Consider the following 11,900-nt stretch of genomic DNA (forward strand, 5'->3'; position numbering starts at 1 on the left):
CCAGGGAATCCCCGTGCCCACCCATACCCCGATCACCGGCCGGCCCGTACGGGTCGCGCTCGTCGGCGCCGGCAACCGCGGTCTGACGTACGCCGAGTGGATCAAGGCCAACCCGGAGCGTGCCGAGCTCGTCGCGGTCGCCGATCCGCGCCCCGCCGCGCGCGCCGCGGCGGGTGCCCCGGTCGAGTTCGACGACTGGCGTCCGCTCGTGGAGAACCGCATCGCCGACGCCGTCGTCGTCGCCACCCAGGACCGCTTCCATGTGGAGCCCGTACTGGCCCTGGCCGAGGCCGGTTACGCGATCCTCGCCGAGAAGCCGCTCGCCCCGACGGAGGACGAGACCCGGCGGATCGTCGAGGGTGTCGAGCGGGCCGGAGTGCTCTTCGCCGTGTGCCATGTCATGCGGTACACCCCGTACACCGATCTGGTGAAGGGCGTGGTGGACTCGGGTGTCCTCGGCCAGCTGGTCTCCATCGACCATCTCGAACCGGTCGGCTGGTGGCACTACGCCCACAGCTATGTGCGTGGACCGTGGCGCAGCGAGAAGGACTCCTCGCCGATGCTGCTGGCCAAGTCCTGCCACGACCTGGACTGGATCACGTACGTCATGGGCGGGCGGATCGAGCAGGTCACCGGCTTCGGCGGTCTGAAGCACTTCCGTCCGGAGAACGCCCCCGCCGGTTCGGCGGACCGCTGTCTCGACTGCGCGGTGGAGTCCGCGTGCCCGTACAGCGCGCTGAAGCTCTACATGCCGACGCTGCGCGACAAGGGCGCGGTCTGGCCGGTCACCCATGTCACCGAGGCGACCGACGAGGCCGGACTCGTGGCGGCGCTGCGCGAGGGGCCGTACGGCGTGTGCGCGTACCGGAGTGACAACGACGTGGTCGATCACCAGGTCCTCGCGATGCAGCTGACCGGCGGGGTGACCGCGACCTTCCAGATGGTGGCGTTCACCGAGCAGACCCACCGCCAGACCCGGATCTTCGGCTCGCACGGCTGGCTGCGCGGTGACGGTGAACGGGTCACCGTGCAGGACTTCCGGACGGGTGAGACCACCGTCCACGAACTCGGCGAGTCCGGATCGAACGCGGCCGACGGGCACGGCGGCGGGGACGCCGCGCTCGTGGAGGCGTTCGTCACCGCGGTCGCCACCGGTGACCCGGGCGCTGTCCGCTCGGGTCCGGCCACCTCCCTCGGCAGCCATCTCGCGGCCTTCGCCGCCGAACGCGCCCGTCACACGGGCACCGTCCAGTCGGTGCCCGTCGCATGAACCCCCCTCTTCCCGGCACCACCCTCACGTCCTCGGAGGACCCCTCATGTCCCGTGTCCTGAAGCGCCGTTCAAGAGTGCGCCGCATTGCCGCCCCCGTCCTCGTCACCGCGCTCGCCTCGGGTGTCCTGGCGGGCTGCGGAAGCGGTGACGACGAGAACACCGTCACGATGTGGACCTACCCGGTCATCTTCGACGAGGCCAAGAACCAGTCGTACTGGGACGGTCTGGTCAAGGAGTTCGAGAAGACCCACTCCGGTGTGAAGGTCAAGGTGGAGACCTTCCCGTGGGCCAACCGTGACACCGCTCTGGCCACCGCGATCGCGTCGGGCAAGGGCCCGGACGCCGTCTACCTGGTGCCGGACCAGCTCCCGAAGTACGCGAAGAGCATCCTGCCCGCCGACGACTTCATGCCGGCGGCGGCCAAGGCCGACTACACGGACTTCGCCATGGAGTCGGTGACGTACGACGGAAAGGTGCTCGGCACCCCTGTGCTGACCAGCGCCAACCCGCTGATCTGCGACAAGCGGGTGTTCGAGGCCATCGGTGAGACGGCGTACCCGACGAGCTGGGCGGAGCTGGAGGCGCTGGCCCCGAAGCTGAAGGAGAAGGGCTTCTACGCCACCAGCCACAACGGCGACACCCTCCAGACGCTGAACATGACCTTCTACCCGCTGCTGTGGCAGGCGGGCGGCGACGTCTTCTCCGAGGACGGCAAGAAGGTCGCGTTCAACGACGCGGCGGGCGTGAAGGCACTGACGTACCTCAAGAAGCTGGTCGACGGCGGGTACACCGACAAGGACCTGATCACGACCACGCCGAAGCTGGAGCAGACGCCGGTCGCCAAGGGCAAGGTCGCCTGTACGTGGCAGAACACCCCGGCCGATGTCGAGCCCTTCTGGGGCAAGGAGAACATCGTCGTGCAGCCGCCGCTGAAGGACACCGAGTCGATCGGTTACGGAACGGTCGGCGCCGTGTCGATGCTCAAGGGCGCCGACAAGAAGAACACCGGCGACTGGATCAACTTCCTCTCCGAGTCGAAGAACTCGGCCGGTCTTCAGACGGGCGCGGGCTACTTCCCGGCCCGTGAGTCGGGTGGCGACCTCTACCCCGGCGACGCCCTTCAGAAGGCGGTCGGCGCAACCCTGCCGAGCATGACCGTGGGTCCGCTGGAGGACAAGTCCCGCGAGGTCATGGGCCTGCTGGCACCGGAGATCCAGGCGGCGCTGCTGGGCAAGAAGTCCCCGCAGCAGGCTCTCGACGACTCGGCCAAGGCCGCAGACGCGATGCTCGGCCGCTGACGCCTGGGCCCGTCCGGCGACGGATTCGCACCCGTACGCCGGACGGGCCCGGCTCACCCCGCAATTCCCTCGCCATTCCCTCGTCCCGCAAGGAGATCCCCGTGGCAGTCGTCGCGGAACCCACCCGCCGGGGCCGTCGCAGCGGGCCGCAGGCGCGCCGCGAGGCCAAGATCGGCCTGCTCTTCGTCCTCCCCTGCTTCCTGCTCTTCCTCGCCTTCCGTTTCGGCCCCGGTGTCGCAGGCGTGCTGATGAGCTTCACCGACTACTCGCTCACCGGCGGCGGCAGCTTCATCGGCCTCGACAACTTCACGCGCCTCTGGGAAGACCCGCTGTTCTGGCAGGCGCTGAAGGTCACCGTCCTGTACACGGTGCTCGCGGTGCCGGGCACCCTGATCGCCTCCGTATCGCTGGCGCTGATCACCCGTCGCGCGTTCCGTGGTGCCAAGTTCTTCCGTTCGGTCTTCTTCCTGCCGGTCGTCACGTCGCTGGTGCTGGCCGCCACCGTCTTCGTCTGGATCTTCTCGACCGGTGGCCCGTGGTCCACGCTGATGGGATGGCTCGGGCTCTCCGAGGGCTCCTGGCTCTCCGACGATCTGCTGGTGCTGCCCGCGCTCGCGATCGTCGGTGTCTGGTCCCGTTTCGGGTACGGGATGCTGATCCTGCTCGCCCGTATGCAGGACATCCCGCGGGAGTTGGAGGAGGCGGCACTCACCGACGGCGCGGGTCCCTGGCAGCGGTTCCGGTTCATCGTGCTGCCGCAGCTCAGGCCGGCGCTCTTCTTCCTGGCCGTGATCGAGACGACGGCCTCGTTCCAGGTGTTCGACGCCGTCTACACCATGACGGGCGGCGGCCCCGCCAATGCCAGTTACACGCTCGTCTTCCAGCTCTACGACGCGGGCTTCAAGTACTTCGACCTCGGCTACGCCTCCGCCATCGGTGTCGCGCTCTTCGTGCTGACCGTGGTGGTCGCCGTGGTCCAGCGGCTCGTGATCGGGAAGGACCAGTGACCATGACCGCAGCACCCGCAGAGACCCCCGTTGTCGACAAGTCACCCGAGGCGCCCTCGGCGCCCGACCGGGCCGCGCGCCGCGCGGAACGCCGGCTGCGCAAGCAGGCCGAGCAGGACACCGTGCCGCACGGGATGCGGGCCACCCCGGCGGGCCGGATCGCCCGGGGCGTACTGCTGACGGTGGCGGCGATCGTGACGGTCTTCCCGTTCTACGCGATGGTCGTGCTGTCCCTGAAGCCGTCGGCCGCGGTCGAGTTCCCCGGAAGTCTGCTGCCGTGGCCGGTGACCGGCGAGGCGTACGACAGTGTCATGAACGCCCAGGACGTACCGCGCTGGCTGTTCAACACCGTGATCTACTCGGTCGTTTCGGTCGTGGGTGTGCTGCTGCTCGCCTCGCTCGCCGGGTACGCGTTCGCCAAGAAGCGTTTCCCGGGCCGGGAGGCCATGTTCTGGTCGTTCCTGTCGATGGTCATGGTCCCGTACCACGTCACGATGATCCCGACCTTCGCGATGATCGCGAAGATGGGCGGGGTCGACACGTACTGGGGCATGATCGTGCCGACCCTCGCCAACGCCCAAGCCGTGTTCCTGATGCGGCAGTTCATCCAGGGGCTGCCCGACGAGCTCTTCGAGGCGGCCCGTCTCGACGGGTGCAGCGAGTGGCAGATCTTCTACCGGATCGTGCTGCCGCTGCTGAAGCCGATCCTCGCCACGCTCGGCGTCTTCGTCTTCCTGTGGCACTGGAACGACTTCCTGTGGCCGCTGATCATCGGCCAGTCCACCGATATGCGCACCCTGACGGTCGGCATCGCCTCGCTCCAGCAGCAGAACGTGCCGCTCAATGTGGTGCTCTCCGGCTCCGTCATCGCATTCGTGCCCATCTTCGCCGCCTACCTGGTGGGCCAGCGCTACTTCACCGAGGGCGTCACCGCGTCCGGAATCAAGGGATAGTCACGCATGTTCACCGATGAGGCCGCGCTCGAAGAGCGGCTCGCCACCCCCTCCCCCGCGCTCATCGCGGACCTCGCCCGCCTGGAGGGCGATCTGCTCGTGCTCGGCGCGGGCGGCAAGATGGGGCCGAGCCTGTGCCGGCTCGCCCGCCGGGCGCTGGACGCCGCGGACCGCGCCGATGTCACCGTGTACGCGGTGTCCCGCTGGTCCGACAAGGCGGCGGCCGACGACCTGGAGGCCGCCGGGGTCCGTACCGTCGCCTTCGACCTGATGGACCCGGGCGCCGATCTGGCCGGGCTGCCCGACGCGGGCAATGTCGTCTTCATGGTCGGCGCCAAGTTCGGTTCGGCCGGGGCGCCTTCGCAGGCGTGGGCGGTGAACGCCGCGATGCCGGACCGGGTGGCGCGCCGCTGGTCCGGCTCCCGGATCGCCGCGTTCTCCACCGGGAACGTGTATCCGCTGGTGCCCGTCTCCTCGGGCGGCTGTACGGAGAGCGACCCGGTGGGCCCGGTCGGCGAGTACGCCATGTCGTGCCTGGGCCGCGAGCGGATCTTCGGCCACGCCGCACTGACCCTGGGCACGAAGGTCGCCGCGATCCGGCTCAACTACGCGGTGGATCTGCGCTACGGCGTCCTCGCCGACATCGCCGCGCGCGTACAGTCGGGCGAGCCCGTCGATGTGACGACCGGTCACGCCAACGTGGTGTGGCAGGGGTACGCGAACGAGGTAGCCCTGCGCAGCCTGCTCCACGCCACCGACGGCGAGCCGTTCACGCTGAATCTGACCGGCCCCGAGACCGCTTCGGTCCGGCGCCTCGCCCAGTGGTTCGGCGAGGAGTTCGACCGGGAGCCGGTGTTCGTGGGGACGGAGTCCCCGACCGCGCTGCTCTCCGACGCGAGCCGCTGCCATGCTCTCTTCGGATACCCGGACGTCGCCCTGCGCACGCTCGTCGGGTGGCAGGCCGACTGGCTGCGCCGGGGGCTGCCACTGTCCGGCAAACCCACCAAGTTCCAGGTCCGTGACGGAAGGTTCTGATCCACTCCATGTCCACTCCCTCCCTCCTGCACACCCCCGCCCTGGAGCAGCTCGCCCACGGGGCGGTGATCCCCGCGCATCCCCTCGCCCTCACCGCGGACGGTAGGTTCGACGAGCGCCGGCAGCGTGCGCTGACCCGCTACTACCTGGCGTCCGGGGCGGGCGGCGTCGCCGTTGCCGTGCACACCACCCAGTTCGAGATCCGGGAGCCGCAGGTCGGGCTGTTCCGGCCGGTCCTGGAGCTCGCCGCCGAGACGATCGACGCGGAGGCGGGCCGCCCGTTCATCAAGGTCGCCGGGGCCTGCGGCTACACCGCGCAGGCGGTCGCCGAGGCCGAGACCGCCGCCTCGCTGGGCTATGACGCGGTGCTGCTCAGCCCGGCCGTGCCGGGGGCCGACGAGAAGGGCCTGTTGGAGCGCGCCCGTGCGGTGGGCGAGGTGCTGCCGGTCATCGGCTTCTACCTCCAGGAGGCCGTGGGCGGGCGCTACTTGTCGCCCGGCTTCTGGTCGTCGTTCACCGATCTGCCGTCCACGGTGGCGGTGAAGATCGCCCCGTTCGACCGCTACCGCACCGCCGATGTCATCCGCGCGGTGGCGGGCGCCGACCGGGCGGGCGAGGTGGCGCTGTACACCGGCAACGACGACGACATCATCGGTGACCTGCTCACCCCGTACGAGACCGCGAGCGGTGAGCGCCGTTGGTTCGCCGGCGGGCTCCTCGGCCAGTGGGCCGTGTGGACGAGTTCCGCCGTGACGCTCCTCGACGACGTACGGGCCGCGCGCGCCGGTGACCACGAGGCGATGGTGCGCTGTCTGGCCCGCCGGCCGGGGCTCACGGACGCCAACAGCGCGGTCTTCGACGTACGCGGGGCGTTCCGCGGCTGCATCGCCGGGGTGCATGAAGTGCTGCGCCGCCAGGGCCTGTTGGAGAACATCCGCTGCCTGGACCCGGCCGAGACGCTGTCGCCGGGACAGGCCGACGAGATCACCCGGGTGTCCGGGACCTACCCTTGGCTGACCGATGACGCCTTCATTGCGGAGCACCTCGATGCCTGGCTCTCCTGACGCCGCCCGATCCGACAGCTCCGGCCGCCCGCGGGTGGTCGTCTCCGTACCGCCGAAGCTGCGCGCACAGTTCTTCACGGCCGAGGTCTGGCAGGCACTGGAACGGTCCGCGGACCTCACCGTCCTGGACGAACACACCGACAGGGCGGCGCTGATCGAGGCGCTTCCCGGTGCCCGCGCCCTCGTACTCTCGTGGCGCAGCCCCAAGGCCGACAAGGAACTCCTGGACGCGGCAGACCAGTTGGAGCTGATCGCACACACCGGCTCCGCCGTTGCCCCGTACGTCACGGAAGAGGTCTTCCGCCGCTCGATCCTGGTCACGCAGGCCGGGGACGAGATGGCGCGGCCGGTCGCCGAGGTGGCGCTCGCCTTCACGCTCTCCCTGCTGCACCGTATCCAGCGCTTCGACCACGCCCTGCGGGCCGGGGCCGACTGGGCGACGGCGAGCGACGCTCCGCCGCGTCACGAGATCCACGGCAGCGACATCGGGGTGATCGGGGCCTCCCGCACCGGTCGCGCGTACATCGCGATGGTGCGGGCGATGGGGGCGCGGGTGAGCGTCACCGATCCGTTCCTGTCCGAGGAGGACGCGGCTGCGCTCGGCGTGGACTCCGTACCCCTGGAAACACTGCTCTCGCGCAGCAGGATCGTCGCCGTGCACGCGCCGGTGACCGAGGAGACCCACCGGATGATCGGCGCCGCGCAACTGGCGCTGATGCAGGACGGGGCCGGTCTGGTGAACACCGCCAGGTCCTGGCTGGTCGACGAGGACGCGCTGCTCGCCGAGCTGTCCACTGGCCGGCTGGACGCGGCGATCGACGTCTTCGACGCCGAGCCCCTGCCCACCGGCCACCCGTTCCGCGCGCTCCCCAACGTGCTGCTCACCCCGCACCAGGCGGCGGGCAGCGTCGAGTGCCGGCAGCGGCTCGGCGCGAGCGCGGTCGACGAGGTGCTGCGGCTGCTGTCCGGACGCCCCCCGGCCCACGCGGTCGGTGTCGACGCACTCGCCCGCCTGCGCTGACCACCAACCCCTTCTACCCACCAGGAGAGTTGAACCCCCATGCGTCTGATGCGCGTCGGCGAGCCGGGCCATGAGCGCCCGGTGCTCGTCTGCCCCGAAGGCCGCCACTACGACCTGTCGGCGATCACCGACGACATCGACGGCGCCTTCCTGACGGCGCTCGCCGAGAAGCCGCACCTGATCCCCGCCGAGCCGAAGCTCCCGGAGATCGACATCGCCGGGCAGCGGATCGGCGCCCCCGTGGCCCGCCCGTCCGCGCTGCTCTGCATCGGCCAGAACTACGCGGCCCACGCGGCGGAGTCGGGCTCGGAGCCGCCCGAGCAGCCGATCCTCTTCTACAAGTCGCCGAACACGGTCGTCGGCCCGTACGACGACGTGCTCATCCCGCGCGGCTCGAAGAAGACGGACTGGGAGGTCGAGCTGGCCGTCGTCATCGGCCGCCGCGCCTCCTACCTGGACTCCCCCGCCGACGCCGCCGCTCACATCGCGGGCTACGCCGTCAGCAACGACGTCTCCGAGCGCGCGTTCCAGCTGGAGCAGTCGGGCGGCCAGTGGTCCAAGGGCAAGAGCTGCGCCACGTTCAACCCGCTCGGCCCGGTCCTGGTGACGGGCGACGAGGTGGGCGACCCGCAGCAGCTGCGGCTGCGCAGTCACGTCAACGGGGAGCCGCGCCAGGACTCCTCCACCGCCGACATGATCTTCAGCGTGGCGCATCTGGTGCACCATCTGTCGCAGTATCTGGTGCTGGAACCCGGGGACGTCATCAACACCGGCACACCGCAGGGCGTGGCGCTGTCCGGCCGCTTCCCCTACCTGGGTCCTGACGACGTGATGGAGATCGAGATCTCCGGCCTGGGCCGGCAGCGCAGCGTCTGCCGGCCCGCGTGACGGCCGCTCTCAGTCCTCCGGAAGCTCCACCGGGCTGATCTCGTCGAAGACATCGCCGGGGCCGGGGTTCGTCGCGTCCGTGGCACCGCCGAACTGGGTCATCACACCCCACACGGCGTTGAGCGCGGTCTGCACGGCGCCCTCGGCCCATCCGGCCGTCCAGGAGATGTCGTCGCCCGCGAGGAAGACCCCGCGCTTGTCGGCGGGCAGCCGGTCCTGCATGAAGTGGGTGAACAGCCGCCGCTGGTAGCGGTAGTGACCCGGCAGGTTGGCCTTGAACGCGCCCATGAAATACGGCTCGTTCTCCCAGGAGACGGTGACCGGGTTCCCGATGATGTGCTTGCGGATATCCACGTTCGGATAGATCTCGCCGAGCGACTTGAGCATGACGTCCATGCGCTCGTTCGGCGAGAGCGGCAGCCACTTCAGGCTGTCGTCGCACCAGGTGTACGAGAGGCAGATGACGGCGGGCTTGTCGGGCCCCTCGTCCAGGAGGTACGTCCCCCGGGTCATCCGGTCCGTGAGCGTCATCGACATGGTGTCGCGCCCGGTCACTTCGTCCTTGTCCAGCCAGAACGGCCGGTCGACCGGCACGAACAGCTTGGACGACTCCATGTAGTGGGTGCGCTCCATCGCCGTCCAGTGGTCGATCGGGAAGAGCGCGTCGTCACAGGCGATCTTGGAGAGCAGCAGCCAGGACTGCGCGGTGAAGATCGCGGCACGGTACGTACGGATGTCGCCGCTCGCGTCGGTGACGGTGACCTTGTTGCCCGCGGTGCGGTTCAGCCGGGTCACGGCGGGGCGCGGCTCGCCGTTGTGCAGGGTGGCCAGTGACGTGCCGAGCGGCCAGTGGACGATCTTCTGCGGTTCGCGGTCCCAGAGGCGCAGCGGCAGCTGCTGGCTGCCGCCGACGATCCCGCGGTGGTGGTCGTCCGCCTCGCTGTAGACGACGCGCAGGATCTCCAGGATGGAGTTGGGGAAGTCGGTGTCCCAGCCGCCGGTGCCGAAGCCGACCTGGCCGAAGATCTCGCGCTGCCGGAAGGACTTGAAGGCTTCGGAGTCGCAGAGGAAGCCGTAGAAGGTCTGGTTGTCGAACTTCTCGACGAGCTTCGCCCAGATCTCGCGTATGCGCGGAACGTCGCGCTCGCGCATCGCCCGGTTCATGTCGGAGAAGTCGGCGCCCTCCTCCAGGCAGGCGTTCCAGGCGTCCATGACATCGCGGTAGACCTGGGGCAGGTCGGCGATCGTCTCCGCGTAGTGCGACTCGCCCTTGAGGTCGACGACGGTCGAGGGGGTGGCCGGGGACAGCGGGTTGGGGAACGGCTTGGTCTCCAGGCCCACCAGGTCGATGTAGTGCTGGAGCGCCGTGGAGGACGGCGGGAAGCGCATCGCGCCCATTTCGGCGGTCAGTTCGGGGTCGCAGCCCTCGAAGCCGACGGTGCGCAGCCGTCCGCCGATCTGGTCGGCCTCGTAGACGACGGGCTTGAGGCCCATCTTCATCAGCTCGTACGCGGCGATGATGCCGGAGAGCCCGCCGCCGATGACGGCGACCTCGGCGCCGTGCTCGGTGGCCGGGATCTGCCCGATGCCCGCCGGGTGGGCGAGGAAGTCGTCGTACGCGTAGGGGAAGTCCGGCCCGAACATGGTGATCGGCGGCTGCGCGTCGGTGTGCTGGACGGCGTTGGGCACCGTGGACGTCATGGGGTACGGACTCCTTGCGGGGAACTACGGGAAGGGGGCGGGGGCGGGCTCAGACGAGGGAGCCGTAGAGACCGGGGCGGCGGTCGTTCAGATACGGGTTGGCGGCGCGCGACGCGCTCAGGAACTCCGGGTCCACATCCCCCACGACGAGCTCCTCGCCACGCCCGGCACGGACCCGCACGACACCGTCCGGACCGGCCAGACAGCTGAGCCCGACGAACTCGAACTCGCCTTCCTGCCCTGTCCTGTTGACGTACGCGACGTACATCTGGCTCTCGAAGGCACGCACCGGTACGACGGATTCGGCGACGAACTGGAAGGGGTGCATCTGCGCCGTCGGCACCAGCAGCAGACCGGTGCCCGCGAGGGCGTGCGCCCGGACGTTCTCCGGGAACTCGACGTCGTAACAGATCAGCAGGCCGATGCGTACGCCACCGAGCTCGGCCTGCACCACGGGCTGCTCGCCGGGGGTGAACCACTCCTGCTCGAAGCAGCCGAAGAGGTGGGTCTTGCGGTAGTTCGCGAGCGCCGCGCCGTCCGGGCCGATGAGCTGCGCCGCGTTGAAGATCTGCTCCCCGTCGCGCTCCGGGTAGCCGTAGAGCACCGCGAGCCCGTGCCGTACGGCGATGTCGGCGACGGCCTGCGCACCGGGTCCGTCGGAGGCCTCCGCGAGCCGGGGGACGGCGTCGCCGATGGCGTAGCCGGTGAGGAACATCTCGGGGCAGACGAGCAGCTGCGCCCCGGCCCCGGCGGCGCGTCCGGCGGCCTCGTCGAGGACCTTGAGGTTCTCGTCCACGGCACCGGGCAGTCCGGAGCTCTGGAGCAGGGCGGTACGCAACGACGGCATGGCTGACCTCGGGCGGTGCGAGCGGAGTGGGGAGACGTATTGACGGTACGGTCCGCCGATCCCCCCGGACAAGGCGCGACCGTTGCGCACCGACCGTCGATCCATTGCGTACGCCGGGCCCGTCGCGGCGATTCGTTGCGCGGGGAGTCCCAGCAGGTCAGAAGGGTGATCTGGGTCTCACCAGGGGACCCGGCACGCTAGGCGGGCGGCGACCCCGCCGAGTACCGCCGCAACAGCGGCGACAGCACGAGCACGGACTTCGTCCGCTCCACGTACGGCTCGCCCGCGATCCGCTCCAGCACCTGTTCGAAGTGCCGCATGTCCGCGGCGAAGACCTGCACGATCGCATCCGCCTCACCGGTGACCGTCGAGGCCGAAGCGACCTCCGGATACCGTGCGAGCCCCCGCTTGATCGCCTCCGGCGCCGTATTGCGGCTGCAGTAGATCTCGATGAACCCCTCGGTCTCCCACCCGAGCGCCGCCGGGTCCACCCGCACGGTGAACCCGGTGATCGCGCCCTCCGCGCGCAGCCGGTCCACGCGGCGTTTCACCGCGGGGGCGGACAGGCCGACGAGTGCGCCGATGTCGGCGTAGGAGCGCCGGGCGTCTTCGGCGAGGGCGTGGACGATGCGTTCGTCGAGGTCGTTCAGGCGCACTTCGGGCGGTTCACTTCTCTGCGGTCCGGTTCGGGGGCGGCGGGAAAGGCCCCGCCCCCCAAATTGAACAATACCCCCCCCCCCCCCCCCCCCCACCCCCAACCCGCCGGTGACAACCGGGACATCGACCCCCCCGGCGTCACCCAGATAAAACACTG

At 69.9% G+C, this 11,900-nt stretch carries 11 protein-coding genes; 8 read left to right on the top strand and 3 right to left on the bottom strand.

Translation table 11 applies throughout. The annotated features are described in order from the left end of the window. Positions 1 to 13 precede the first annotated feature (13 nt). The 8 genes from ACWGO0_RS34480 (at position 14) to ACWGO0_RS34515 (ending at position 8,538) form a co-directional block, all read left to right on the top strand. On the top strand, positions 14 to 1,270 hold the full coding sequence (locus ACWGO0_RS34480) for a Gfo/Idh/MocA family protein (RefSeq protein WP_453543948.1): 1,257 nt from the start codon (positions 14 to 16) through the stop codon (positions 1,268 to 1,270). A gap of 46 nt (positions 1,271 to 1,316) precedes the next feature. Continuing rightward, a complete protein-coding gene (locus ACWGO0_RS34485; RefSeq protein ID WP_453543949.1) occupies positions 1,317 to 2,570 on the top strand; it encodes an ABC transporter substrate-binding protein in 1,254 nt (417 codons plus the stop codon). 101 nt (positions 2,571 to 2,671) lie between these two features. After that, positions 2,672 to 3,577 carry a carbohydrate ABC transporter permease gene (locus ACWGO0_RS34490; protein WP_453543951.1) on the top strand — a complete coding sequence of 302 codons (906 nt, stop codon included), beginning with the start codon at positions 2,672 to 2,674 and terminating at the stop codon, positions 3,575 to 3,577. Positions 3,578 to 3,579: 2 nt separating this feature from the next. Continuing rightward, a complete protein-coding gene (locus ACWGO0_RS34495; RefSeq protein ID WP_453543953.1) occupies positions 3,580 to 4,530 on the top strand; it encodes a carbohydrate ABC transporter permease in 951 nt (316 codons plus the stop codon). A gap of 6 nt (positions 4,531 to 4,536) precedes the next feature. Beyond that, entirely contained in the window at positions 4,537 to 5,565 is a 1,029-nt protein-coding gene (locus ACWGO0_RS34500; protein WP_453543955.1) for an NAD-dependent epimerase/dehydratase family protein, read from the top strand. Between the two features lie 8 nt (positions 5,566 to 5,573). After that, entirely contained in the window at positions 5,574 to 6,629 is a 1,056-nt protein-coding gene (locus tag ACWGO0_RS34505) for a dihydrodipicolinate synthase family protein (RefSeq protein WP_453543957.1), read from the top strand. Continuing rightward, on the top strand, positions 6,613 to 7,650 hold the full coding sequence (locus ACWGO0_RS34510; protein WP_453543959.1) for a hydroxyacid dehydrogenase: 1,038 nt from the start codon (positions 6,613 to 6,615) through the stop codon (positions 7,648 to 7,650). The genes ACWGO0_RS34505 and ACWGO0_RS34510 overlap by 17 nt, the downstream gene beginning before the upstream one ends. 39 nt (positions 7,651 to 7,689) lie before the next feature. Further along, positions 7,690 to 8,538 carry a fumarylacetoacetate hydrolase family protein gene (locus tag ACWGO0_RS34515; protein WP_453543961.1) on the top strand — a complete coding sequence of 283 codons (849 nt, stop codon included), beginning with the start codon at positions 7,690 to 7,692 and terminating at the stop codon, positions 8,536 to 8,538. A 9-nt stretch (positions 8,539 to 8,547) separates the two neighbouring features. On the opposite strand, the gene ACWGO0_RS34520 is transcribed toward ACWGO0_RS34515, so the two are convergent. The 3 genes from ACWGO0_RS34520 to ACWGO0_RS34530 form a co-directional block, all read right to left on the bottom strand. After that, a complete protein-coding gene (locus ACWGO0_RS34520; RefSeq protein WP_453543963.1) occupies positions 8,548 to 10,239 on the bottom strand; it encodes a flavin monoamine oxidase family protein in 1,692 nt (563 codons plus the stop codon). A gap of 49 nt (positions 10,240 to 10,288) precedes the next feature. Further along, positions 10,289 to 11,086 carry a carbon-nitrogen hydrolase family protein gene (locus tag ACWGO0_RS34525; RefSeq protein WP_453543965.1) on the bottom strand — a complete coding sequence of 266 codons (798 nt, stop codon included), beginning with the start codon at positions 11,084 to 11,086 and terminating at the stop codon, positions 10,289 to 10,291. Between the two features lie 197 nt (positions 11,087 to 11,283). Then, the gene (locus ACWGO0_RS34530; RefSeq protein ID WP_453543966.1) at positions 11,284 to 11,742 is read right to left on the bottom strand and encodes an Lrp/AsnC family transcriptional regulator; all 459 of its coding nucleotides are present in this window, start codon (positions 11,740 to 11,742) and stop codon (positions 11,284 to 11,286) included. Between the last annotated feature and the right edge of the window lie 158 nt (positions 11,743 to 11,900).

This window comes from Streptomyces sp. NPDC055749, from assembly GCF_053617235.1.